The sequence below is a fragment of the Tropicimonas sp. TH_r6 genome (assembly GCF_033101155.1).
Lineage (GTDB): Bacteria > Pseudomonadota > Alphaproteobacteria > Rhodobacterales > Rhodobacteraceae > Tropicimonas.
Window position 1 is genome coordinate 115416 of record NZ_JAWMPX010000007.1, and the last position, 25455, is coordinate 140870.

The window sequence follows — 25455 nt, forward strand, 5'->3', positions numbered from 1 at the left end:
TCCGAGATATGGATCAGCTCAGCCACCGGCGCATCTGCCGTTCAAAGACGCCGGCGAAGAAAGCCAGCAGATCGGTCGCCTGGTTGGGGCGGAACTGGTGCGGGTCCTCGGAGCCGAGTGTGAGCATGCCGGGCAGGGTGCCGGGGCCGAAATCGAGCTTCAGCAGCGCCTCGGAATTGATCCAGCCGGCGGCCTCGCCATAGAGGAACTCGCTCTCGGGGCGGAGTTGGCGCAGGGTGACGGGGCGGGTCGGGATGCCGTCGCGCCCCTGGGTCAGGTAGCTTTCGATGAAACCCGGCTGGACCACGTTCAGCACGTCACCGAGTCGGCGGACGGCGATCTCACCCTCCGAATTGGCGTTGCTTTCCAGCACGAGCTTGATGCAGTCCACCCGCAGGATCGCCGCCACCTCGCCACCGAGCCCCTTGAGAAACGCCTCGAACTCGACCGGGTCGAGCAGGGTCAGGATGGCGCGGTGGATCTGGTTGGTGCCGGCGAGATTGTCATAGGCCGCGGCGATGACGGAGCGGTGGGTGTCTTCCAGCCGGTCCAGTCGGCTTTCCAACCGCTCCATCGCGATGCCGCGTAAATCGATGATGTTGCCGCCGAGCGACTTCTCGTTGGCCGAGATCAGGGCACGCATGATGTCGCGATCGTCGAGGATCACATCCGGTTCCGAAATAATCTTGTCTTTCAGTTCTTCCAGATCCACCGCGATATCGCTCATGCCTGCCCCGTCACGTCCACTTGAACTTTGCCCGGCAAGCCTATCACCGGTCAGAGAATTTTCTGACCTGTTTTTGCCCAATCCTTCATGAATGCGTCCAGTCCCTTGTCGGTCAGGACGTGGTTTGCCATCGATTTGATCACGTTGGGTGGCGCGGTTGCCACATCGGCGCCGATCAGGGCGACCTCCTTCATGTGGTTGGCCGAGCGGATCGAGGCGGCGAGGATATTGGTCTCGAAGCCGTAATTGTCGTAGATCGTGCGGATGTCAGCGATCAGGTCGGTGCCTTCGAGGTTGAGATCGTCGAGGCGGCCGAGGAAGGGCGAGATGAATGTCGCGCCGGCCTTGGCAGCCAACAGAGCCTGGTTGGGCGAGAAGCAGAGCGTCACGTTGACCATGCGACCCTCGCCGGAGAGCACGTTGCAGGCCTTGAGTCCGGCCCAGGTCAGCGGCACCTTGATGGCGATGTTGTCGGCGATCTTGGCCAGTTCGCGGCCTTCCTCGATCATGCCGTCGGCGTCGAGGGCGACGGTTTCTGCGGAGACGGGCCCGGAGACCATGTCGCAGATTTCCTTCGTGACTTCCTTGATGTCACGGCCGGATTTCATGATGATCGACGGGTTGGTGGTCACACCATCAACCATGCCGAGATCGTTCAATTCGGCGATGGCTTCGACATCGGCCGTATCGACAAAGAATTTCATGGGTTTCCTCCTCAAAAGGGGTATGAAGCCGGGGCGCGTTGCAGCGCCCGTACAAGCTGGCGACGGGTGGTATACCACCCGGGGAATGAGATGACGGAAAAAGGCTGGTTTGCCAAGGATGATTTGGTCGCGGTCCTGACGACTCAACCGCTGGATCGCTGTCTGGATTACCGCGCGCCCGAGGAAGGCTGCGCGCCGGGCGCGCTCGTGGAAGTGCCTTTGGGGCCGCGCAAGGTGCTTGGCGTGGTCTGGGGCGCGGGAGCGGGCGATTTTGACCGCTCCAGGATCCGGTCTGTGGAGCGGGTGCTTGATGTTCCGCCCCTGCGAGAGGAGATGCGCGATTTCCTGCGCCGCTGCGGCGAATACACGCTGACACCGATGGCCTCGATGCTGCGCATGGCGTTGCGTGCGCCGGGCCTCGGCAATCCGCCCTCGATGCGGCAGGTCTATCGGCGCGGCGCGGGGGAACCTTCCCGGATGACGGATGCGCGGCGGCGGGTGCTGGAGGTGCTCGAGGAGTATGGCGGTCTGGCCTTCACGCTTTCGGAGCTGTCCTCGATGGCGGGTGTGACCACGAGCGTGGTCAAGGGGTTGGTCAAGCAGGGGGCTGTGCTGGAAGAGGCGACGCCGCGTGACCTGCCATATCCCCGTCTCGATATCGGCAAGGGGGGCGTGCCGCTGAGCGAGGCTCAGGCGGCGGCGGCGGCGGCGCTGCGCGCCGCCGTGAATCGCGGTGCCTACGGCACCACGCTTTTGCGCGGTGTCACAGGGTCCGGCAAGACGGAGGTCTACCTGGAGGCGGTGGCCGAATGCCTGGCCGTCGGACGGCAGGCGCTGGTGCTCTTGCCGGAGATTGCGCTGACGGGGGAGTTCCTCGCCCGGGTCGAGGCCCGGTTCGGGCAGCGGCCGGCGGAGTGGCATTCGGGCGTGACGATGACGGAACGGCGACGGGCCTGGAAGATGGTCGCCGAAGGGGGCGCGGAGCTGGTCGTGGGCGCGCGCTCAGCGCTGTTCCTGCCGTTCCGGGATCTTGGGTTGATCGTCGTCGACGAGGAGCATGACGGCTCCTACAAGCAGGAAGATATCGTCTTCTACAACGCGCGCGACATGGCGGTTCTGCGCGCCTCGCTCTGCGACGCGCAGGTGGTGCTCGCCTCGGCCACGCCCTCGCTGGAAAGCTGGGCCAATGCGGAGGCGGGGAAATATGTGCGGCTCGATCTCGGGGCGCGGTTCGGAGAAGCGCAGATGCCCGAGATGCGGGCGATCGATTTGCGGGCGGAGAAGCTGCCCTCGGGGCGCTGGATCTCTTCGACGCTGGAGGCAGCGGTCAACGCGCGGATCGAGGCCGGCGAGCAGTCGCTTCTGTTTCTGAACCGGCGTGGCTACGCTCCGGTGACCGTCTGCCGGGCCTGCGGGCACCAGATCGGCTGCGATTTCTGCGATGCGCGGATGGTGGAGCACCGGTTCCAGAAGCGGCTGGTCTGTCACCAATGCGGCGAGAGCAAGCCGATGCCGGAGGCCTGCCCGAGCTGCGAGGTCGAGGGGCGGCTGGCGCCGGTCGGGCCGGGTGTTGAGCGGCTGGCCGAGGAGGTCGTGGCGCGGTTTCCGGAAGCGCGGGTGGCGGTGCTTTCCTCGGATCTCTTCGGCTCGGCGCGGGCGTTGAAGGCAAAGATCGAGGAGATTGCCGGCGGCGGGGCGGATATCGTTATCGGCACGCAGCTTGTCGCCAAGGGGCATAACTTCCCACTGCTGACGCTGGTGGGGGTGATCGACGCTGATCTCGGATTGCAGGGGACGGATCTGCGCGCCGCCGAGCGGACCTTCCAGCTGGTCCGGCAGGTCGCTGGGCGGGCCGGGCGCGTGGCCGGTCGGCAGGGCGTGGCGCTGCTGCAGAGCCACCAGCCTGAGCATCCGGTGATCCGGGCAATCCTGTCGGGCGATGAGGAGGGGTTCTGGAAAGCGGAGGCAGACCAGCGACAGGCCGTCGGGATGCCACCCTATGGCCGGTTGGCAGGGATCATCCTGTCGTCGCAGGAGATCCAGGAGGTTTTCGATATCGGCGCAGAACTGGCGCGGCAGGACGGGCCGCTTCGGGCGGTGGGGGCGCAGGTCTTCGGACCGGCGCCGGCGCCAATCGCGCGGGTGCGGGGGCGACACCGGGTGCGGCTGCTGGTCAAGGCGGCCAAGGGAGCGCCGCTGCAAGGGGCGATCACACGTTGGCTGGCGCAGGTGAAGCTACCGCCGAATTTCCGGTTGAGCGTGGATATCGACCCGCAAAGCTTCTGGTAGTCGGTATTCCCATATTGGAGGCGGAGTGCGGGCGGTGCTGCCATTTTCTGCGCGCGCAACGGTCGCCGCGCCAAAGCCATGGCTCCGTGCCCATCAACGCGTTGCGTCAAGAGTCGTCAACGGTTCATGGCCGATCGGTGTCGCTCAGAAACAACGCATCAAAAAAGGGCCGCTTGCGAGAAGCGGCCCTTTGAATTGTCCCATACAGGACAGATCAGTCTTCGATCGGATCCTGCGGCGCTTCGTCGTCGGCGAGGCCGCGCGGGTCGTCGTCGTCCTCGGCAGCCGAACCGATATCGTCGAACAGTTCGGCGATCTCGAATTCGTTCTGCGCTTCCTCTTCGGCGGCCAGTTCCTGGATGGACTTGCCGGAGGCCTGAAGTTCAGCCTCTTCCTGAGAGCGGGCGACGTTCATGACGATGGTCACCTGAACCTCGGGGTGCAGGGTGACCGTCATCTCGTGCAAACCGAGATCCTTGATCGGCTTCGGCGTGGTGACCTGCTTCTTGTCGACCGTGAAACCACCGGCTGTGGCGGCTTCGGCGGCGTCGCGCGGGGTCACGGAGCCGTAGAGGGCACCTGCATCGGAGGCGGAGCGAATCACGATGAACTGCTGACCGTCGAGGGTCTCGGCAAGCTTCTCGGCTTCTTTCTTCGACTCCAGGTTGCGGGCTTCCAGCTGGGCTTTCTCGGCCTCGAAACGGGCCTTGTTGGCTTCCGAGGCGCGTAGGGCCTTGCCTTGGGGCAGCAGGAAGTTGCGGGCATAGCCGTCCTTGACGGAAACGACTTCGCCCATCTGGCCAAGCTTGGCCACACGTTCCAGAAGGATAACGTCCATGAGAGCGGTCTCCTTATTTCACAGCGTAGGGCAGCAGGGCGAGAAAGCGGGCGCGTTTGATGGCACGGGCCAGTTCACGCTGCTTTTTCGCCGAGACGGCGGTGATACGGGAGGGCACGATCTTGCCGCGCTCGGAAACGTAGCGCTGAAGAAGACGGGTGTCCTTGTAGTCGATCTTGGGCGCGTTCTCACCGGAGAACGGGCAGACCTTGCGACGGCGGAAAAACGGTTTTGCAGCCATGTCTTATGCTCCTTTGCTCAGGTGATGTATCAACGGCGGCCGCGGCGGTCGTCGCGGTCGTCGCGCTTCTGCATCTGGATCGACGGGCCTTCGACATGCTCGTCCACCTTGATGGTGAGCACGCGCATCACGTCGTCATGCAGGCGCATCAGGCGCTCCATTTCCTGCACGGCCGGCGCAGGCGCGTCGGTCTTGAGGAAGGCGTAGTGGCCCTTGCGGTTCTTGTTGATCTTGTAGGCCATGGTCTTGACGCCCCAGTATTCCTGGTCGACGACCTGACCGCCATTATCGGCGAGGACGGTCGAGAAGTGCTCGATGAGCCCTTCGGCCTGCGCGTTGGACAAGTCCTGACGCGAGATGAAAACATGCTCGTATAGCGGCATGCGAACTCCTGTCATTTCTAGAGCGGCCTTCATAGGGCGGGCGAAGATCTCCGCAGCCCGTCCACGAGAGGCGCCGCTGGTCACATCAAATAGCGGAGATGGGCGCGTTTACGTCATGGCGCCTGCCTTTGCAAGGGAGAATGGCGGGGGGCCACGGGGTTTGCGCCGAAGGGGGGTAAAGGCAAGGGGCGAGGTGAATACCTCCGGCAGGGAGGCCGCGGCCGGCCATCTCCCGCCCCGGCGGCGCGGCGTGGGTGGGTTTGCAGAGATGGGGGCGGGAGGCAGAGGCGCGCGAGGGTGGGGTTTCTGACATGCCCGATTGTGCAAGGCCGGTTTGCAGCGGTGGCGCTTGAGCTTGCTTGTCCCGCAAGGCCGGGAGGGGTAGAGGGTTCCGTAACGGAAAAAAATCACAAATGTAATGGAAGGGACAGCAAGATGAGCCGGGCATTCGTTTTTCCAGGGCAGGGCGCGCAGGCAATCGGGATGGGCAAGGCACTGGCCGATGCCTATCCGGCGGCAAAGGCGGTCTTTGACGAGGTGGACGAGGCGCTTGGGCAGAGTCTGTCCGCATTGATCTGGGACGGCGAGATCGAGACGCTGACCCTGACGGAAAATGCCCAGCCCGCGCTGATGGCGACGTCGATCGCGGCGCTGCGGGCGCTGGAGGCCGAAGGGATCGCGCTTGAGAGCGCGGCCTATGTCGCCGGCCATTCGCTGGGCGAGTATTCGGCGCTGGCCGCAGCCGGTGCGCTGAGCGTGTCGGATACGGCGCGGCTGCTGCGCACGCGCGGGCAGGCGATGCAGAAGGCGGTTCCAGTGGGCGTTGGCGCGATGGCGGCGATCCTCGGGCTGGACTACGCGGCTGTTCGCACCGTGGCCGAAGAAGCCGGACAGGGCGATGTCTGCGCCGCGGCCAATGACAATGACCCGGCGCAAGTTGTCGTCTCCGGCACCAAGGCGGCGGTCGAACGGGCGGTCGAGATCGCGAAAGGCAAGGGCGCCAAACGCGCGGTCCTGCTGCCGGTCTCCGCACCGTTCCATTGCGCGCTGATGGCGCCGGCTGCGGATGTGATGGCCGAAGCGTTGGCCGGGGTCGAGATCGCGGTGCCGAAAGTGCCGGTGGTTGCCAATGTGCGCGCCGAGGCGGTGAGCGACCCTGACGAGATCCGCAAACTTCTGGTCGAACAGGTGACCTCTGCTGTGCGCTGGCGCGAATCCGTGGCCTGGATGGCCGGGCAGGGCGTTGACGAGATCTGGGAGATCGGTGCGGGCAAGGCTCTCGTGGGCATGGTCCGGCGGATCGACCGCTCCGTGGCGATCCGGAATGTCGGCACGCCCGAGGATATCGCCAAGGCGAAAGAAGCCCTCTCGGGCTGACGCCGGAGCAAAGCGTTTGCAAAAGGGCGTTCGCCGAAGAGCTGGCGGGCGCCTTTTTCACGTCCGATCTCCGGGTTCGCACGGTGGCCTCGCACACAGCGCGCATTTTCTTGCGCCTGAGAGCCAGGCGGGGGATTGATCTGGGCGTGGGAAACGACGATTCTTCGAATGTAGGGTGGGTCCTCCTGTGCGTGTTGGTTTGCCGGAACGGCCCCGAAGCAAGAAACGAGCAGTCATCGTGAAAGAAGACCTGGTGGCCCCAGACGCCGCCCCGGGAAGGGAAGCGCTGAAACTGCTTGCGGCCGCATTCCTGTATCTCCTGTTGGCGCAGGTGCTCGCCGCGGTGTTTCGCGGTCACAGCCCGCTGGAGATGACCGCGTCGCTTTTTATCACCTTTGGTATCGTGAAGGCGAACCTCCTGCCCGGGGCTGTCATGGTCTTTCTGTGCCTCCTCGCCGTTCATTTCAGGCTGATCCCCCGCGAGAGGTTGATGCCGGCGGGGATTGTCTTTCTGGCAACGCTGGTCTTCTTCGCCGGGTTCCAGCCTGTGAAAACGACCCTGCCGTCAATCATCCCCTTCTGGGCCGATCCGCCACTGGCGGTGCTCGACCGGTGGCTTCATCTGGGGGCCGATCCCTGGGTTTGGACCCATGACGTGATGGCGCGCAGATCGGCAGGCTGGCTCACACCGGATCTTTTTGCGCAGGTCTATGTGAAGCTCTGGCTGATCGTGGCGCTGAGCTTTCCGGCCCTGCTCTACCTGACGGACGCGGACCGCAAACGGCGGCACCACTTCATTGGCCTCTACGCGCTTTCCTGGGTCATTCTCGGCAATGTCATTGCGCTTGTCTTCATGTCCGGCGGACCGATCTACTATGAGCGCCTGACCGGGGCGGACGATTTCGCAGATCTGATGGTGGCGCTGGACAGCAGCGGGGTGAGTGGTTCTCTCACAGGGTCCCTGCATGAATATCTCTGGATGACCTATGACAGGGGGCTGCTTGGGGTCGGGTCCGGGATCTCGGCTTTTCCCAGCGTTCATGTCGCAATCGCCACGTTGGTTGCCCTCTATACCTGGGAGCGGCAGAGGGCGCTTGGACTGCTGGCGACCGCCTATCTCGCGATCATCCTGTTTCTGTCGGTCTACCTCGCCTGGCATTACGCGGTCGACGGCTATGCCTCGATCCTGACGATCCTTGGCGTTCACCTTGCCTTTCGCCGACGCTATGGCGCGGGCGCGCCATGTCTCGCGGAGCCGAACCGTCAGCCGTGATACTTTCCGTGCATCGGAGATTTCGCGACGGGGGCGAGGGGGGCTGATCTCTTCCGCCAAGCGCTATTGTCTGATCGGAGCTGCCCCGGGGCGCGGGTCAGCTGAGCGGAGCCCGCGCTGGATCGAGAGCCGAGGCCGCCCATCTCGCACGAAAAAGGCCGGCTCGATAAGAGCCGGCCTTTCCGTTTCATCTTCCCGTGGGCTCAGACCATCACGGCGCCGGAGCTGCCGATGGCGTCCTTGGTGGAGGCCTCGCCGAGCAGCATCGAGTTATGCGGCTCGCCCGATGGGATCATCGGGAAGCAGTTTTCGTGCTTCTCGACCAGACAGTCGAAGATCACCGGCCCGTCATAGGCGATCATTTCCATGATCGCGTCGTCGAGATCAGCCGGGTCGGAGACCTGGAAGCCCTTGCCGCCAAAGGCTTCGGCGAGCTTGACGAAATCGGGCAGCGCCTCGGACCAGCTGTGGGAATAGCGCTCGCCATGCAGCAGTTCCTGCCACTGGCGAACCATGCCCAGACGCTCGTTGTTCAGGATGAACTGCTTCACGGGCAGGTTGAATTGCCGCGCCGTGCCCATCTCCTGGATGTTCATCATGAAGGACGCATCGCCGGCCACGTTGATGACGAGGCTGTCGGGATGCGCCACCTGCGCCCCGATGGAGGCGGGCAGGCCATAGCCCATCGTGCCCAGGCCCCCGGAGGTCATCCAGCGGTTGGGATCCTCGAAGCCCATGAACTGCGCCGCCCACATCTGGTGCTGACCCACCTCGGTGCAGATATAGCGGTCATATTTCTTGGTCAGCGCTTCGAGCCGTTGCAGAGCGTGCTGCGGCTTGATGATCTTGTCGGAGTTCTTGAAGGTCAGGCAACGGACGGCCTTCCACTCCTCGATCTGGGCCCACCATTTGGCCAGCCCCTCCTTGTTCATCTTGCGGCCACGCGCCTTCCAGATGCGCAGCGCATCTTCGAGCACATGGGCAACGTCGCCGATGATCGGCAGGTCGGTGCGGATGACCTTGTTGATCGAGCTGGGGTCGATATCGATATGCGCCTTGATCGAGTTGGGCGAGAAATCGGCGATGCGGCCGGTGATCCGGTCGTCGAACCGTGCCCCGATATTGATCATCAGGTCGCAGCCATGCATCGCCAGGTTGGCCTCGTAGAGACCATGCATTCCCAGCATGCCGAGCCAATGCTTGCCGGAGGCCGGGTAGGCGCCCAGCCCCATCAGCGTCGAGGTGATCGGGAAGCCCGTGGCCTCGACAAACTCACGCAGCAGCTGGCTGGCGATATTGCCCGAATTGATCACGCCGCCGCCGGTATAGAAGACCGGCCGTTCGGCGGTCTCCATGGCCGCGACCAGCTCCGTGATCATCTCGATATCGCCCTTCACCTTGGGCTTGTAGTGCCCCTGCGGCGCTTCGCGCGGATCGACATAGGTGCCGTTGGCGAACTGGACGTCCTTGGGGATGTCGATCAGCACCGGGCCGGGACGGCCGGAGGTGGCGACGTGGAAGGCTTCGTGAATCGTGCCGGCCAGATCGTCCGTGTCCTTGACCAGCCAGTTATGCTTGGTGCAGGGGCGGGTGATGCCGACCGTGTCTGCCTCCTGGAAGGCGTCCGAGCCGATCATGAAGGTCGGGACCTGGCCCGACAGGACGACCATCGGGATCGAATCCATCAGCGCGTCCGTGATGCCGGTGACGGCGTTTGTCGCGCCGGGGCCGGAGGTGACCAGGACAACGCCGGGCTTGCCGGTCGAGCGGGCATAGCCCTCGGCGGCATGGGCCGCGCCTTGCTCGTGCCGCACCAGGATGTGCTTGATGCCGCTGTCCTGGAAAATCTCGTCATAAATGGGTAGCACGGCGCCGCCGGGATAGCCGAACACGACGTCCACACCCTGGTCCTTCAGGGCCTGAACCACCATTCTTGCTCCGGTCATTTGCTGCGCCATCTTGCTTCTCCATCTAGGCTGGCGTTGCGGCAATAAAAAACCCCCGTCGATGACGAGGGCGCATGGGGTACCGTTATGGTCAACCGTTACCGGCCCATGCGCCTTTCCTCTACGAGTACAAGAATGTTGGACATTCTTTGGGATTCCCTTGCGTTTGTGCGGGAGACCATAGGAGGCACCGGGAAGGGCGTCAACGGCATTTTTGGATATAGTGTCGCAGCTTTGATGTGCCGCGTAATAATATTTCGCGAGCGGGTGTCACGAAGAGGCTGCTCGGTGTCGCCGAACCCGTGCGGGCTGGCCGCGCTCGCAGGATCGCGATAGGGCGGGGGGCAACTACAGGAGAGTGATATGGCCCGCCCGCCGCTTCTCGTCATTGGCAGATATCCGGACTGGGACCTTCAGCCGATGCGGCAGGATTTCGATGTGACACAGCTTGCGGGGCCGGAAGAGATTGCCGGTCTCGATGCGGGCCTGCGCGGGGTGGTGCGGGCGATTGCCTATCGGAGCCAGCGGCGGCTCGGCGGGGCGGAGATGGACCTGCTGCAGGGCCTCGGGCTGGTGGCGAAATTCGGCGTCGGCTTCGAAGCGATCGACGTGGCGGCGGCCCGGGCGCGCGGGGTGCGGGTGACCAATACGCCTGACGTTCTGAGCGATGACGTGGCTGATCTCGCGGTGGCGATGTTGATTGCGCAGGCGCGGCGGATGCTGCCGGCGACGAGGTACCTGCGGGCTGGCCGATGGGCGAAAGAGGGTCCGGTGCCGCTGGCCGGTACGGTGAGCGGGCGACGGGTCGGGATTGTCGGGCTTGGTCGCATCGGCCGCGCGATTGCCGACCGGCTGACCGCATTCAAGATGGAGATCCATTACCACTCGCGCGCGCCCAAGCCGGTTCCGGAGGACTGGCGCTTCCATGACGATCCGGTGTCGCTGGCCGCGGCGGTGGATTTCCTGGTCGTGGCCATTGTCGGCGGGTCGGAGACGGAGGGCTATGTCTCCGCCCAGGCGCTATCAGCCCTCGGTTCGGAGGGGATCGTCGTCAATATCTCGCGCGGCTCGACGATTGACGAGGCGGCGATGCTCGACGCGCTCGAGGCGGGCCGGCTCGGCGGTGCTGCGCTGGACGTGTTCCGGGGCGAGCCGGAGATCGATCCACGGTTCCTGAAGCTGGAGAACGTCCTCGCCTTGCCGCATATCGGGTCGGCCACGGTGTCGACACGGCAGGCCATGGGCGCGTTGCAACGGGCGAATATCGCGGCCTTCCATGAGGGCAGGGCGGTGCTGACACCGGTGGTGTAAGGTCGGGCGGAAGGGGTCATATGAGCCGATAGGGGACGTTTCGGTCGAGCGCTTCTGGGCGCGGAATCAAGGCGAAGCCGCCGTGCCAGCGCCTGCCCGTCTCGGCGGGCTGGCGCTTTGTCACCCGCGCGCACCGCATTGAACTTCGTCGGGTTTGGCTGCGATAAAGTGCAGACCTCAATCGTACCAGCGCCATCCCACGGGAAGGCGTTGGCACAGCTAACGTTGCGCATGCAGCGAACGTCCGTTCTCTCCACGAGATCGACGGTCCCGTCTGAAACCGTCTGAAACGGCAACGGGCGGCACAAGGCCGCCCGTTCCATTGCATCAATCAGAGAGCGCTTGCGCTTCAGACCGGCGCTTTCTTGTAAGCGTACAGCGCCGCGCAGGCGCAGGACACGAGACGAGCCTTTTCGTCATCGGCGCGGCTGGTCAGGATGACCGGGCATTTGGCGCCGATCACGACACCACCTGCCTCTGCATGCGCGATGAAGGTCAGCTCCTTGGCCAGCATATTGGCGCTTTCCAGGTTCGGCGCGATCAGGATCTCGGCCTGACCCGCCACCATGGACTGGATGCCCTTGGTCCGCGCCGCCTCGATATCGATTGCGTTGTCCATCGCCAGCGGTCCGTCGACCAGAGCGCCCTTGATCTGGCCCCGCTCTGCCATCTTGGAGATGGCGGCGGCATCCAGCGTCGAGGGGATCTTCGGCGTCACCGTTTCGACCGCGGAGAGAATGCCGACCTTGGGCACGTCAAGACCGAGCGCATGGCCGAGATCGATCGCGTTCTGGGTGATGTCGACCTTGGTCTCAAGGTCCGGCGCGATGTTGATCGCTGCGTCCGAGATCAGCAACAGATGTGTGAGGCCCGGCACGTCCATCACGAAGACATGGCTCAGACGCCGGCCGATACGCAGCCCGCCATCGCGCTTGACCACCTGCCCAAGCAGGTCGTCCGTGTGCAGGTTGCCCTTCATGACCGCCTGCGCCTTGCCCTCATGGACCAGCCGGACACCGATGGAGGCGGCCAGCTTGTGATTGGGCTCGTGGATCAGTTCGAAACCGGAAATATCCCGTCCGATTGCCTTGGCGGCGGCGTGGATCTTGACCTCGTCGCCAATCAGGATCGGATCGATGATGGTGTGATCGGCAGCCAGAAGCGGGCCAAGCAGCGAATCTTCCGTCTCCGGCGCGACTACCGACGTCTTCATCGGCGGCAGCGGCTCGGCCTCGGCCAGCATCTTGTCGAAATGCACATGCTTCTGGACGATCATGCCCGGGATGTCCCCGGCATCGTAATCCATCGCCTCCAGCGGCGCGTAGACCTCGACAGTCCCGTCCATCAGGTGCTTGCCCTCGGTGGTGTCGACAGCACAGGAGAAACGGGCGACATTGTTGTCGAGCTTGTCCGTCAGGCGCACCTTCACGATCAACTCGTCGCCGTCATGGGCGCGCTCGTGGAACTCGACCTTGTGAGACTTGTAGAGCGTGCCCGGCCCGGGCAGCTTGTTGCCGAGCGCCGAGGATACCAGCGTCGACACCCACATCGCGGGCGCCACGGGCTCGTGCAGCCCGGCATCGCCCTCGACCTCTTTCATCCGAGGAAAGTGCTTGGGGTTCATGTTGCCGGTAATGTTCGCGAACACAAAGAAATCGTCGGCACGACAGACGCGGCGAACCTCCGCCTCCATACCGACTTCAAGCTTGTCCCACGGCGTATTTGTAAGTTTGGTCATCTTCCAATCCTGTTTCCGGATCTCGGGAGCCGTTCTCATGACCGATGGGATCCGGATGACCATTCCGTCGGCTTGCTCTCCCCGCTGATGGTTTTGCACGACAAAAGGTTGAAGAAAAGCCTTCCCGTGGGTTGAAATCCGCTCTCTGCGTCACGTCTCGCCGCTCTCGGGCGGAAATGCCGCACTGCGGCACGGCCCTAGGGGGCGGAAAGCGAGGCTTTGCGCTGCTCCGGGAGCGTGTTAGCAATCGTCTGACGGATTGATTTGCCGAGGAAAAGAGCGCTCCCCATGAAAAAGACCAAAGCCTTTGCACTGGCCGCCATGGCCGCTTCGAGTTTCGCAGCCTTGCCAAGCCTTGCCCAGGAACCCGGCTTCTCGCTGGAGTTGAACAGCGTCAGGCCCGCGGAAATGGGGTGTCGGCTGACCTATGTGGCGCTGAACCAGACAGGGACGGATCTCTCGGCAGCGGCCTTCGAGGTTGCGGTGTTCGACGCGGAGGGCACGGTCAACACGCTGTTGATTCTTGATTTCGGCGCGCTGAAGGATGGCAAGACCAAGGTGGTCCAGTTCGATCTTGCCGGGCAGGACTGTGAGGGGATCTCCCGGCTTCTGGTCAATGATGCGGCCGAATGCGCAGTGGAAGAGGGCGAGGCGCCGAACTGTCTCGAGATGCTTGCCCCCAGCAGCCGGACGTCGGTGAAATTCGACTTCTGAATGACGGCGCCTTTCGGTCCTGAGACCCCGTGATTGACCCGCTTCCCCGAGAGGCAGATAAGGTCCGCAAGCAGGGGCGGACCGCCGGTGTGGCGCGCCCTGATCCAACATATGGAAAGGGAGTCTCCCATGAAGATGAGGCAACTGGGCGCGGCTGGGTTCGAGGTCAGCGAAGTTGGTCTGGGCTGTTGGCAGATCGGAGGCAATTGGGGCGAGGGCGTCGATCGCGAGATCGCGCTGGAAATCCTGGCCACGGCGGCCGGCAACGGGGTGCGGTTCTTCGATACGGCCGATGTCTACGGGGCCGGGCGCAGCGAAGATCTGATCGGGCAGTTCTTCAAGCATTATGACGGGCCGGAGATCCGCGTGGCGACGAAGTTCGGCCGCGCCGGTGATGTTTATCCCGACGGCTATACCGAGGATGCCCTGCGGCGCGGGGTCGATGGCTCGCGCGAGCGACTTGGTGTCGAGGCGCTGGACCTGTTGCAACTGCATTGCATTCCGACTGAGGTCATGCGGCAGGGCGAGATTTTCGACTCGTTGCGCAAGCTGCAACAAGAGGGGGCGATCCGGCATTTCGGTGCCTCTGTCGAGACGGTCGAGGAGGGGCTGATCTGCCTCGAGCAAGAGGGACTTTTGTCGCTGCAGGTGATCTTCAACCTCTTCCGGCAGAAGCTGGTGACCGAGCTGCTGCCGCAAGCGCAGGCGAAGGGCGTTGGCATCATCGTGCGCCTGCCGCTGGCCAGCGGGCTGCTGAGCGGGCGCTACACGCGGGACACGGTCTTTGCCGAGACCGATCACCGGAACTTCAACCGCGACGGCGAGATGTTCAATGTCGGTGAGACCTTTGCCGGCCTGCCATTCGAGACCGGTCTGGAGCTGGTTGAGACGCTCAAGGGCATGCTGCCCGAGGGCATGACGGTGGCCAAGCTGGCGCAGCGCTGGATCCTCGATCACCCGGCGGTTTCGACGATCATCCCGGGCGCCTCGGCGCCGGACCAGATCGTGCGGAACGCGGCGGCGTCGGATTTCGAGCCGCTGCCGAAGGCGCTGCATGCGGAACTGACGGCGTTCTACGAGGCCGAGATCAAGGGGCATATCCGCGGCGCCTACTGATCTCTCCGCGCTCCCGGGAACCGTCCGTCCGCCCTGTCCGGGCGGACGGGAATGCCTTGATCCGACTCGGTGGCTGGCGTTCAATCAGGTATTTCCGATCGATTGGAGGCTGCCGTGTTCAAGAAACTCCCAGCACTATTGCTATCCACCGCGCTCCTGCCTGTCCCGCTTTCTGCCCAGGAGGGCCCCTCGCTGCTCGATGCGATCCAGCCCGAGCGGCTGGTCCAGTATCTTGTCCAGTCGGGCATCATGGCGCTACGCACCCAGGTCGATCTGAAATATTCCGACATGTCTGTCTGGCTGGGCGGTCGACGCTACGCGCTCAACGATGTGCGCCTCTGGCCGCTGCCGGACTGGGACGAGAACAGCGACTGCGAGATTGCCATAGACCGGCTGGTCCTGCGCGGCGCTTCGCTCGATGTGGTCGACCGGTTCGAGCTGCAACTCTCGGGCTACGGTGCGCAGGCGCCGATGATCTGCCTGCCGCCGGATATGCGCGCAGCGCTGGAAGCGGTCGGGATCGAGGCGCTGTCATTTCCCGAGATCTCCCTGCGGATGGGCTATGATATCCCGAGCGCAGCCGCGACGGTCTCGCTGACCGCCACGGCCGAGGATCTCGCCGAGATCGGGTTTGTCGCGGAGTTCCCCTATCTCTGGATGGATGCGCGCGCGGATCCCGATGAGCCGATGCCGGTCGTCTTCCTGTCGCGCGCCAGCCTCTCGGTCGAGACATTCGGCCTCTGGGAGAAGGTCTCGCCGCTCATTCCCGCGCCCTTTGCCGACCCTTCCGGCTCGCCGCTGGCCGTCGAGGGGCTGGTCGGCACCGGGCTGCTCGAGTTGAACCAGCAAGCTTCGGAGGAACCGGCCAGCCTGTCCGGGGCACAACGCGCCTTCCTCGCGTCGGTCAAGGAAAGCTGGCCGGCTTTTCTGAAGGATCCCCAGCGGCTGCTGGTCGAGACCGAGATCGAGGATCCGGAGGGGGTCTTCCTGGATTTCGAATATTACAAGGAGGAGCCGGCGAGCATCTTCGAGGATCTCCAACCGCGTCTGGCGCTGGTTCCGGCCAGCGCGGCGGAGCTGGTTGACCTGTCGCTGCTGTCGGCGGTGATCGGTGGCGAGATGCCGGATCTGGCCGCGCCGGAGCGGCGCAAGCTCGGGTTTGCCCTGCTTGAGGGCAAGGGCGCGCCGCGCGACGTGGCGGCGGGCACAGCGATCTTGCGCGACCTTGCACTTGCAGGCGATGCGGACGCGGCGCTGCGATTGGCCCAGTCGATGCGGGACCGGGCGCCGGAGACGGCCTATGGATTCGCGCTCGCGGCGGGGCAGGGCGGCCAGCCGGGGGCAGCCGCGTTGCTTGACCGTCTCGAACAGGCGCTGCCCTTCGCGACGATCCTCGATCTGCAGGCCAGCGCCGGTGGCGCCATGCCCGACCCTGCGGCAGCGGAACTGTCCCTGCCGGAGATCCGGGCGGAGGCGCGGGCGCGCATCACCGGGATCGGGGCTGTACGCTCTTATGCGGGGGCCGCTCTCTGGGCCAGCCTTGCCGCCGCCGCGGGGGACGCGGAGGGGGCGGCGCTGCTCTCGGAGCTGGATGAACGCGCGCGACTTGCCTCAGCGGCGGGGGCCGCGCGTTGGGAGAGCCAGCTCGCCGAAGCGTCGCAGCAGGCCATGATTCTCTGGGTCGAACAGGACATGCCATCCCGTCTTCGCCTGGAATGACGCGGCCCGGGCGCGTGCTGTCCCGGTCGGGGCCGCACGGCGGAATTTGTGGTCGGGACTCGCTGTCGGCAGGGCCAGCGTCGCCCCGCCCGGACATGCGCGGATGACATAGCCGAATTTCGGAAATGGACTGAAACGGCGTTTTGTGGCCGCGAAACGCCGTTTCATGGCGCTCACACTGCGACTTGGCGTCCACTTTCCGCAATCCTGCTTGCGCGCACCTCCCGCCTTTCCTACGTCGCTCGTGAAATCCACAAGCAATAGGGATCGATTCCATGAAAGCCACACGTGCCGTTCAAAAGATTCTCGCGAATTACGAAGGCGAGACGCCCGGCGTGAAGGCCAATCTCTGCCGGATGCTGATGACCGGCAAGCTCGGCGGAACCGGCAAGATGATCGTCCTGCCCGTCGATCAGGGCTTCGAGCATGGCGCGCTGCGCTCCTTCGGCCCGAACCCCGGCGGCTACGACCCGCATTACCACTACCAGCTGGCAATCGATGCCGGCCTGAACGCCTATGCCGCACCGCTCGCCTCGCTGGAAGCCGGTTCGGACACCTTTGCCGGTCAGATCCCGACGATCTGCAAGATGAACTCCGCGAACTCGCTGATGTCGCCCACCGCCGACAAGGACCAGGCCGTGACCGCCTCCGTCGACGACGCGCTGCGTATCGGTGCCTCGGCCATCGGCTTCACGATCTACCCCGGCTCCGATGCCATGTTCAACATGTTCGAAGAGATCGTTGAGCTGCGCAAGGAAGCCGCTGCCAAGGGCCTGCCGACGGTTCTGTGGTCCTACCCGCGCGGCGAAGGCATCACCAAGGAAGGTGAGACCGCGATCGACGTCGACAGCTACGCCGCCCACATGGCCTGCCTGCTCGGCGCGCATATCGTCAAGATCAAGCTGCCCTCCGATCACATCATGCAGGACGAAGCCCGCAAGGTGATCGAAGATACCGGCGTCGACATCTCGACCCAGGCTGCCCGCGTCAAGCATTGCGTCGATGCCTGCTTTGCCGGCAAGCGCATCGTGATCTTCTCCGGCGGTGCCGCCAAAGGTTCCGACGCCGTCTATGACGACGCCCGCGCCATCCGCGATGGCGGCGGCAACGGCTCGATCCTCGGCCGGAACGCCTTCCAGCGTCCGCGCGAAGATGCCCTCAAGCTCTTTGCCGACCTGATCGACATCTACAAGGGCAAGGCCTGAGCCTTTCCCGCTGGGCGGCGCGGCGCCGCCCACTGAAGAGATCGCCCCGCGCGCTGAAAAGCGCGCGGGGCTTCTTTTGGGGGATCTTTCCGGTGTGTCGCTTGGCTCCGGCCGGTTTTGTGGATGGAGACGGCGCTCGCACATCTGTTCGCGGTAGACCGGTCGCTGCGCATTCCAGACCGAAGACCGATTTCGAGCAATGTCCGGTTGGCTGCAGACGTGAGCAGACATGTTCTCTGTGCAGGTCTGGTCCCAAAGCGGAACCGGACAACGGATGATCAGGATGACGTGAAGCGGTATCCCTCGGAGGACTTTTCGATGTTGCCAATTCCCGGATAGGCGAAGTGATACCCCAAGACTCGGTGTCCATCGGTCGCCACCCGATCCAGAAGAGCCTTTCGACTGGCAACGGCCATATCCGGGATCGAATCGAACCCGAAGGCCCAATCTGGATGCTGGACACTCAGGAACTCGCTGGCAACCGCATCGCCGGTGATGACGAGACCGTCACCGCCATCGACAAGAACAGAGATATGGCCCGGTGTATGTCCCGGCGTGTCCAGCACACTTACGCCGGCAGCGATGCTGTCGCCTTCCTTGACCAGTTGAACTCGGTCCTGAACAGCCATGAGATCGCGCCGCGCACCTTGGGCGAACGCCTTTAGATCATCAGGCATCATCCCTTCGGTCTCAGGATTGATCCAGAAACCAAACTCCGTTTCGCCGACATAATACGTGGCATTGGGCAGAGCGAGCGAGCCATCGTCCAGAAGCGTGCCCCAGACATGGTCTGGATGGGCATGTGTGAATATGACCTTTTCTATCGAGGCGGGATCAATCCCATTGATTTTAAGGTTTTCCAGCAGTTTTCCCGCGGTCGGCTGAAACTTCTTGCCGGACCCGTTGTCGATCAGGATTGTCTCGCCTCCAACGCGCAGCAACGCATGGTTGGTCTCGGGCTGAACCGTTTCCGGGACCGAGCCCATGATGCCCGTCATGAAGGCCTCGAATTCTTCCTTCGGTGCATTCGGCGCCAGTACACCCGACGGAATTGTGAGGTGGCCATCGCTGATCACCGTGAGTTCGACGTCACCGACCATGGTTGAATGCGTTTCTGACCCAAAAGCCCATCCTGACCTGGGCATGAATGGCATGGCAGCGGCACCGGCGGACAGAGCCAGAAAGCGGCGGCGATGAAGATGAGTAATGTTACCGTAAGTCAATTGAGTCCTCCCATATGCCCCAGCCAATTTGCAGAGCAGTCTGCCGTTGTTTCCAATTTGGCGGGACCAAGGTCAGCATAGGGGCGTCTGTCTCGTCGGACCAAGCGTTAACTTTCTCGGCTGAAAACCGATTCAATCCGAGAACCGACATCCGCGAGAGCATCTCGGATGTCTGCAAGGTCGGCAAAGCAGTTGGTCAAAGATGTTCATGAGAACGTCCGATCGCGGCTCAAAACCGCTTCAGTGGGCGCCTTTCATGGCGGGCGCGACCTGACATCGATCTCGAATGTCCCGCCTCAGGCCGCCGAGGGGAACAGCCCCGCGCCCAGCCCTTTGACCGCTGCGGTGGTGCGGTCATTGACATCGAGCTTGCGAAAGATCCGGCGGACATGGGTATCGACCGTATGCGCGGAGATCCCGAGGATCTCGGCGATCACGGAGTTCGACTTGCCGCGCGCGATCCATTCCAGCACCTCACGTTCCCGGTCGGTCATCGCCACGGTCCCGTGGGCAGAGGGCATGTAATCCGGCGTCATGCGGATATAGGCGAGATGGCTGAGCTGCCCGGCCAGTTGCAGTTCCTTGAGCGCACGCATGTCGAGGTCGGGCCGGTCTCCTCCGAAGCCGATATTGAAGATGCCATTGCGTGAACTCGGTCCGAAGACCTGGATCGCCAGCCCGTCGCCGATCTGCATCTCCTTCAGCGTGTCGAGAAAGGCTTCTTCCTTGTCGAGCAACTCGGTCATGGAAGGGATGTCGGACCAGAAGAAAGGATCTGCCGTGCGGCTGGCCAGTTCCGGGATCGGGTTTACCAGCACCAACTGTTTCTGGAATAGCCGTTCGACGAGTTCTTCGGGAAACCCTTCATGCCGGACCGTCATTCTCTCGGGCGGCTCATGCTCCGGTCGGCCGATAAAGTGCCTGTAGGCAATCATCCGGGCGCCGTTGGCATAGTAGTAGTCGCGCGTCACCTCCCAGAGCCGGTCGGTCTGCGTGATCGGCTTCACGCGCGCGATGTGCTCCAGCAAGGTAATCGTCATGACGGTTCTCCAAATACATGCCCGCACCGTATCACGAAATCATGTACTGGCCAGCCCGTCGGCCCGGCGTCGTGGCGGCTCGACAAGGCCGAGGGCTGGACGTAGATTGCGCGCAAACGAGGGAGACACCTGAATGTTCAAGCGCGAATTTGACTTTGCCCGTTTTGCGGCCCCGATCCTGGCCGGCGCCCTGGCCCTTTCGGCCTCCACCGCCCTGGCCCAGACCGTCGACAGCAAGTCGGCCAAGAAGATGCTGTTCGGCAAGGGCTCGACCGCCCAGGTCGTCGAACTCGACTGGCTCGACAAGAACCTGCAGAAGGTCCTCAAGCAGGGCGCGGCGATGATGCCTTATTACGGCGCGATCGCGGTGTCGCCGATGGAGCCTCAATCCTCCAATCTGGTCGCCAATGTGAGCAACTACCACTCGGCGCAAGACGCTCAGAAGGCCGCACTTGCCATCTGCAATGCGCGCCGGACGACTGGCGAGCCTTGCGTCATCCTCGCAACCGTCCTTCCGAAGCGATACAAGAGCCGGCAGCTGACGCTCTCCGCGGAGGCGACTCAGGCCTTCGACAAGAAATACCGCAAGCTCAAGGCGCCCAAGGCGATGGCGGTTTCGCCCAGCACGGGCTTCTTCGGGATGGACCGGGGCGATGGTGGCCGGGCGCTTTCGGCCTGCAACGCCCAGGCCAAGGCCAAGGGAAATGCGGATTGCCGGATTGTCATCGCAGACCAGTGAGTGCATAAAACATATTCATATTGCGGAAAGTGAGCGGCAATTTGCGCCATGTCAAAGTGCAAGTCCCTCGATACTGTGATTGAATACTGATCAATGCGCGAACAACGACCAATAGACCGAGGGAAACCCAGGTGACCAACAAAGCTCGCTATGCCGCCGCTATCGACGCCTCCATCGAGAAGCTGCACGAGGAAGGACGCTATCGTACCTTCATCGATATCGAACGGCGCAAGGGGAATTTCCCGCATGCGGTCTGGACCCGTCCGGACGGAACGGAAAAAGACATCACCGTCTGGTGTGGCAACGACTATCTCGGCATGGGGCAGCATCCGGTCGTTCTGGCAGCGATGGAGGAGGCCCTTGCGGCCACGGGCGCCGGCTCGGGCGGGACGCGCAATATCTCGGGCACCACTGTCTATCACAAGCGGCTGGAAGCGGAACTGGCCGATCTGCACCACAAGGAAGCGGCGCTGATCTTCACCTCCGCCTATATCGCCAATGATGCGACACTTTCGACGCTGCCGAAGCTGCTGCCGGGCCTGATCATCTATTCGGACGCCTTCAACCACGCCTCGATGATCGAAGGCGTGCGCCGCAATGGCGGCGCCAAGCGGATCTTCCGTCACAATGATGTCGAGCATCTGCGCGAGCTGCTGGAAGCGGACGATCCGGCGGCGCCCAAGCTGATTGCCTTCGAGTCGATCTATTCGATGGATGGCGATTTCGGTCCGATCGAGGCGCTGTGCGACCTGGCGGACGAGTTTGATGCGCTGACCTATATCGACGAGGTCCACGCGGTTGGCATGTATGGCCCGCGCGGGGCAGGGGTGGCCGAACGCGATGGGCTGATGGCCCGTCTCGACATCATCAACGGTACGCTCGCCAAGGCCTATGGAGTGATGGGCGGCTATATCGCGGCAAGCGCGAAAATGTGTGATGCCATCCGCTCTTACGCGCCGGGCTTCATCTTCACCACCTCGCTGCCGCCGGCCGTGGCCGCCGGTGCCGCGGCGTCGGTGAAGCATCTCAAGACCGATCAGGCGCTGCGCGACACGCAGCAGCTCCACGCGAAGATCCTCAAGACCCGCCTGAAGGCCATGGGCCTGCCGATCATCGATCATGGCAGCCATATCGTGCCGGTCATGGTGGGGGACCCGGTTCACTGCAAGCAGCTCTCCGACATGCTTCTGGAAGATTTCGGCATCTATGTGCAGCCGATCAACTTCCCGACCGTGGCGCGCGGAACCGAGCGGTTGCGCTTTACGCCGTCGCCCGTCCACACGCCCGATATGCTGGATGGTCTTGTGCGCGCGATGGACAACCTGTGGTCACAATGCGCGCTTAACCGCCAAGAATTGTCCGCCTGAGCTATCAGCAAGTGCAAGGTTAACCTCGCTGTGTTAATTTCGCGGTAACGTCGGGTGAGTCGTCGAATCATCCGGATGTGGGGACAACAATTGACGCGTATGGGGACGGGCAGATGATTGGGCGCAACGAGCCGCCCAAGGTGGAGGAAGGGCAATCTCCGCCGAAGGGCTTTGACGACTTCGATCTTCGCCTTGGCGATGTGATGCGCGGTGAACGCGCAACGATGGGCAAATCGCTCCTCGACGTCCAGCGCGAGCTCAAGATCAAAGCATCCTTCATTGCGGCTATCGAAAATTCGGATCCGAGTGCTTTCGAAACCCCAGGTTTCGTTGCCGGCTACGTGCGCTCCTATTCCCGCTATCTCGGTCTCGACCCGGAATGGGCGTTTGAGACATTCTGCCGCGAATCCAGTTTCGTCGCTCATTCCACAGCCGACAAGCTGGCTGCCCCCGCCTCCACAAAGCCTGTTTATCGCAAATCCGCGGGCGGCAAGTCCGAGGGCTATGACCCGTTCAAGGATCCCCGCGTCTCCTTTGCCCCCAAGCCTGTAAGCCCGCTGACCAGCCTGGAGCCGCGCGCCATCGGGTCGACACTGGTTTTGCTGGCGCTGATCGGCGCTGTTTCCTATGGCGGCTGGTCCGTCCTGCAGGAAATCCAGCGCGTCAACGTGACCCCGGTTGAACGCGCGCCGACGGCCGTGGCCGTCGTCGACCCGCTTGCCGATGTCAAACGCCCCGAAGACGCCGAAGATGAAGCGGTCGAGGTTGCCTCGGGCGCTCCCGTTGATTCGCTGGACCGGCTCTATCGTCCCCAGACGCTGGACCGTCCCGTCATGACTGCGCGCGACGGCCCGATCGCAGCACTTGATCCGCGCGATGTTGGTGCCTTGGCCGGTGTTGCCTCCGCAAGTGCGCGGGGCGCGCGCGTTGCCGCCGTGCAGCCCGGAGAAACCGGCTTGCGGCCGGATCCCGGTCTGGGCAACGCCATCGACGCTGCCGTCGCCGAGGCCGTTTTCGATGGACCGGCAACGCCGCGTGTCACCGAGGATGTGCCGGAAGTTGTGCTGGTTGCTGTCCGTCCGGCCTGGGTGCGTGTGCGCGCAGCTGACGGTTCGACCATTTTTGAAAAGATCCTCAATCCGGGCGACACATATGTCGTTCCCCAGACCGAGGAGCCGCCGACCCTGCGCACAGGGGCGGCCGGCGCTGTCTATTTCGCGGTCAATGGCGTGACCTATGGGCCGGCCGGTTCCAACGGTGCCGTGGTCGACAAGATCGCGCTGAACTCCGCCGCGCTGACCGACAGCTACACGGTGGCCGAGGCGAGCGATGGCTCTGATGCTCAGAAGGCTGTTGCCGTGGCCGAAGCGATGCTGTCGCCCGAGCCCAGCCCGGTAGACACCTCAGCGCAGGAATAAAGCGCGGATCGCCGGCCTGCGCCCGCCCCGACACTGGTTCCGGGCAAGCTGGGTGATGCACCCATCACAATTGTCGCCAAATAGCAGAGTTCGGGCGTTTGCGCCGATGGCACGGCGCCTGTCCAGAGTCTCGGCGCGGTGCTGCCGTCAGTCCTCCCCCATCTCTATCTCTGCTTCCAGGTCCTCCAGCGTTGGCGGAACCCAGCCCCGGCTGGCCCGGTTGGAAAACTGCCTGGTCTTTCCGGAGAGCTCCTCGCGTTCTTCCTCGGAGGCCTGCTTGCTTCGCGCGACATAGGCTTCGTTGAGATGCACCGGGGTCTCCGGGTCATAGATCTCCGCGAGCTCGGCCAGCCGTTTGCGGTCGCTCTGGGTGAAGCTCTTGGCGCGCAGTTCCGCCTCGAAGGGATGTAGCCCGAGCGCTTCGAGCGCCGAACGGGCTGCCCGCACCGAGGAGTCGAACGTCTCGCGGATGATGTCGCGGCAACCGGCAGCATACAGCTCGTAGACATGGTGGCGGTCGATGGCGCGGGCGATCACATGCACCTGCGGGTGATGCTCGCGCATGTAATGGACAAGCCCGGTGATCTGTTCCTTGTCGTCGATGGCGATGATGAAGAGTTTCGCCTCGCCGATCCCGGCAGCATGGAGCAGGTCCGGGCGTGTTGCATCGCCGTAGAAGACCTTGTTTCCGAAGGACCGCAGGATCTCGAGCTGTTCGGAGCTGAAATCGAGCACGACCGTCTCGAACCCGTTGGCCCGCAGCATCCGGTTGATCACGCCGCCGAAACGGCCATAGCCGGCAATAACGATCCCGGCCTCGTCGTCGATCTCGTCCGCCTCGCGGCTCTGCGTCTCGACCGTTCGGGGCGCGAGTACGCGGTCGTAGAGGACGAAGAGCGCCGGGGTGAAGAGCATGGACAGCGCCACGACGAGCAGCAGCCTGTCGGCGAGTGCTTCCGGGAGCACGTTGTTGGCGACGGTGAAGGAGAGCAGCACGAAGCCGAACTCACCGGCCTGGGCCAAGCCGAGCGAGAAGAGGCTGCGGTCGGCCCCCCTCAGGCGGAAGGCGAGGGCGAGCGCGAAGAGCACGGCGGCTTTCAACAGCATCACCCCGAAGGTCATGCCGAGAATGGTCGCGAACTCGCTGAAGAGCAGCTCGAAATCGATCAGTGCGCCGACGGTCATGAAGAACACGCCGAGCAGCAGCCCTCGGAACGGGTCGATATCGCTTTCAAGCTCGTGGCGATACTCGCTATTGGCCAGCACAACGCCGGCGAGGAAGGTGCCGAGGGCCGGGGAGAGGCCGACGATGGTCATGAGCAGGGCGATGCCGATGACCAGCAAGAGCGCGGCACCGACGAAGAGCTCGCGGAGATTTGCCATGGCGATATAGCGGAAGAGCGGGCGCGTGAGCCAGGAGCCGATGCCGATCACGGCGGCGATGGCGGCGAGCGTGACCAGGGCCGTGGCCCAGCCGGGCAGGCCTTCGGTGATGTTCAGGCTGAGACCATGGCCGTCGCCATGGGCATCGCCGCCGTGCTGCGCGGCGGCGCTGGCATGTTCGGTCAGCTCCGGCAGGGCCAGCAGTGGGATCAGCGCCAGCATCGGGATGACGGCGATGTCCTGAAACAGCAGAACGGAGAAGCTCGCCTGTCCGCCATCGCTTTTCATCAAGCCTTTTTCATTGAGCGTTTGCAAGACGATGGCGGTCGAACTTAAGGCAAGGACAAGGCCAGTTGCCAGCGCGATCGTCCAGGGTTGGCCGAACAGGATCGCCGCCCCCATGATCAACCCCGTGGTGCCAGCCACCTGCAGCCCGCCGAGCCCGAGCAGCCGTGCGCGCATCTCCCAGAGCAGGCGCGGCTCCAGTTCCAGCCCGACGAGAAAGAGCATCATCACCACGCCGAACTCTGCGAAATGCTGGAGCCCGACGACATCGACACCCAGCGTCGACAGGACCGGGCCAAGCACGATACCGGCGATCAGGTAACCCAGCACCGAGCCAAGCCCGAGGCGGGTCGCGATGGGAACGGCAATCGCACCGGCGCAGAGGAAGAGAAAGGCGGTCAGAAGGAAGGAGTCCATGG

At 63.6% G+C, this 25455-nt stretch carries 21 protein-coding genes; 11 read left to right on the forward strand and 10 right to left on the reverse strand.

Annotation, left to right across the window (positions count from 1 at the left end; genetic code table 11):
* Positions 1-13 precede the first annotated feature (13 nt).
* Positions 14-727, reverse strand: a complete 714-nt coding sequence (locus tag R3X27_RS09290; RefSeq protein WP_317708573.1) for a DUF484 family protein — start codon at positions 725-727, stop codon at positions 14-16.
* 50 nt (positions 728-777) lie between these two features.
* The gene (fsa, locus tag R3X27_RS09295) at positions 778-1431 is read right to left on the reverse strand and encodes a fructose-6-phosphate aldolase (protein ID WP_317708574.1); all 654 of its coding nucleotides are present in this window, start codon (positions 1429-1431) and stop codon (positions 778-780) included.
* A gap of 90 nt (positions 1432-1521) precedes the next feature.
* On the opposite strand from fsa, the gene R3X27_RS09300 reads away from it, so the two are divergent.
* On the forward strand, positions 1522-3720 hold the full coding sequence (locus R3X27_RS09300; RefSeq protein ID WP_317708575.1) for a primosomal protein N': 2199 nt from the start codon (positions 1522-1524) through the stop codon (positions 3718-3720).
* Positions 3721-3934: 214 nt separating this feature from the next.
* Here the strand turns inward: R3X27_RS09300 and rplI are convergent, their stop codons facing one another.
* From rplI to rpsF, 3 genes are read right to left on the reverse strand one after another with little or no spacing between them, the layout of a single operon-like run.
* Positions 3935-4558: a 50S ribosomal protein L9 gene (gene rplI, locus R3X27_RS09305; protein WP_317708576.1), complete on the reverse strand. Its 624-nt coding sequence runs from the start codon at positions 4556-4558 to the stop codon at positions 3935-3937.
* A gap of 13 nt (positions 4559-4571) precedes the next feature.
* On the reverse strand, positions 4572-4799 hold the full coding sequence (gene rpsR / locus R3X27_RS09310) for a 30S ribosomal protein S18 (RefSeq protein ID WP_010139260.1): 228 nt from the start codon (positions 4797-4799) through the stop codon (positions 4572-4574).
* A gap of 29 nt (positions 4800-4828) precedes the next feature.
* Positions 4829-5182, reverse strand: a complete 354-nt coding sequence (gene rpsF / locus R3X27_RS09315) for a 30S ribosomal protein S6 (RefSeq protein ID WP_317708577.1) — start codon at positions 5180-5182, stop codon at positions 4829-4831.
* Between the two features lie 435 nt (positions 5183-5617).
* Between rpsF and fabD the strand changes: the two genes are divergently transcribed.
* The gene (gene fabD, locus R3X27_RS09320; RefSeq protein ID WP_317708578.1) at positions 5618-6559 is read left to right on the forward strand and encodes an ACP S-malonyltransferase; all 942 of its coding nucleotides are present in this window, start codon (positions 5618-5620) and stop codon (positions 6557-6559) included.
* A gap of 238 nt (positions 6560-6797) precedes the next feature.
* A complete protein-coding gene (locus tag R3X27_RS09325; RefSeq protein ID WP_317708579.1) occupies positions 6798-7832 on the forward strand; it encodes a phosphatase PAP2 family protein in 1035 nt (344 codons plus the stop codon).
* Between the two features lie 203 nt (positions 7833-8035).
* On the opposite strand, the gene R3X27_RS09330 is transcribed toward R3X27_RS09325, so the two are convergent.
* Positions 8036-9790, reverse strand: a complete 1755-nt coding sequence (locus tag R3X27_RS09330) for an acetolactate synthase 3 large subunit (RefSeq protein ID WP_317708580.1) — start codon at positions 9788-9790, stop codon at positions 8036-8038.
* A 351-nt stretch (positions 9791-10141) separates the two neighbouring features.
* Here R3X27_RS09330 and R3X27_RS09335 point away from each other — a divergent pair, with 351 nt between their 5' ends.
* The gene (locus R3X27_RS09335) at positions 10142-11089 is read left to right on the forward strand and encodes a 2-hydroxyacid dehydrogenase (protein WP_317708581.1); all 948 of its coding nucleotides are present in this window, start codon (positions 10142-10144) and stop codon (positions 11087-11089) included.
* 349 nt (positions 11090-11438) lie between these two features.
* Here the strand turns inward: R3X27_RS09335 and R3X27_RS09340 are convergent, their stop codons facing one another.
* Positions 11439-12827: a bifunctional enoyl-CoA hydratase/phosphate acetyltransferase gene (locus R3X27_RS09340; protein WP_317708582.1), complete on the reverse strand. Its 1389-nt coding sequence runs from the start codon at positions 12825-12827 to the stop codon at positions 11439-11441.
* A gap of 288 nt (positions 12828-13115) precedes the next feature.
* Between R3X27_RS09340 and R3X27_RS09345 the strand changes: the two genes are divergently transcribed.
* The 4 genes from R3X27_RS09345 (at position 13116) to R3X27_RS09360 (ending at position 17581) form a co-directional block, all read left to right on the forward strand.
* A complete protein-coding gene (locus tag R3X27_RS09345) occupies positions 13116-13541 on the forward strand; it encodes a hypothetical protein (protein ID WP_317708583.1) in 426 nt (141 codons plus the stop codon).
* 129 nt (positions 13542-13670) lie between these two features.
* Entirely contained in the window at positions 13671-14657 is a 987-nt protein-coding gene (locus R3X27_RS09350) for an aldo/keto reductase (protein WP_317708584.1), read from the forward strand.
* Between the two features lie 114 nt (positions 14658-14771).
* A complete protein-coding gene (locus R3X27_RS09355) occupies positions 14772-16376 on the forward strand; it encodes a hypothetical protein (RefSeq protein WP_317708585.1) in 1605 nt (534 codons plus the stop codon).
* Between the two features lie 275 nt (positions 16377-16651).
* A complete protein-coding gene (locus tag R3X27_RS09360; RefSeq protein WP_317708586.1) occupies positions 16652-17581 on the forward strand; it encodes a class I fructose-bisphosphate aldolase in 930 nt (309 codons plus the stop codon).
* A 278-nt stretch (positions 17582-17859) separates the two neighbouring features.
* Here R3X27_RS09360 and R3X27_RS09365 read toward each other — a convergent pair whose 3' ends face one another.
* Positions 17860-18804, reverse strand: coding sequence for an MBL fold metallo-hydrolase (locus R3X27_RS09365; protein WP_317708587.1), 945 nt, complete (start codon positions 18802-18804; stop codon positions 17860-17862).
* Positions 18805-19100: 296 nt separating this feature from the next.
* Positions 19101-19844, reverse strand: a complete 744-nt coding sequence (locus tag R3X27_RS09370) for a helix-turn-helix transcriptional regulator (RefSeq protein ID WP_317708588.1) — start codon at positions 19842-19844, stop codon at positions 19101-19103.
* A 133-nt stretch (positions 19845-19977) separates the two neighbouring features.
* Between R3X27_RS09370 and R3X27_RS09375 the strand changes: the two genes are divergently transcribed.
* The 3 genes from R3X27_RS09375 (at position 19978) to R3X27_RS09385 (ending at position 23368) form a co-directional block, all read left to right on the forward strand.
* Positions 19978-20583 carry a 5-aminolevulic acid synthase gene (locus R3X27_RS09375; RefSeq protein ID WP_317708589.1) on the forward strand — a complete coding sequence of 202 codons (606 nt, stop codon included), beginning with the start codon at positions 19978-19980 and terminating at the stop codon, positions 20581-20583.
* Positions 20584-20714: 131 nt separating this feature from the next.
* Entirely contained in the window at positions 20715-21950 is a 1236-nt protein-coding gene (hemA, locus tag R3X27_RS09380; RefSeq protein WP_317708590.1) for a 5-aminolevulinate synthase, read from the forward strand.
* A 113-nt stretch (positions 21951-22063) separates the two neighbouring features.
* Positions 22064-23368, forward strand: a complete 1305-nt coding sequence (locus R3X27_RS09385; protein WP_317708591.1) for a helix-turn-helix domain-containing protein — start codon at positions 22064-22066, stop codon at positions 23366-23368.
* Between the two features lie 147 nt (positions 23369-23515).
* Here R3X27_RS09385 and R3X27_RS09390 read toward each other — a convergent pair whose 3' ends face one another.
* Complete coding sequence (locus R3X27_RS09390) at positions 23516-25453, reverse strand: monovalent cation:proton antiporter-2 (CPA2) family protein (RefSeq protein WP_317708592.1); 1938 nt, start codon at positions 25451-25453, stop codon at positions 23516-23518.
* Positions 25454-25455: the final 2 nt, after the last annotated feature.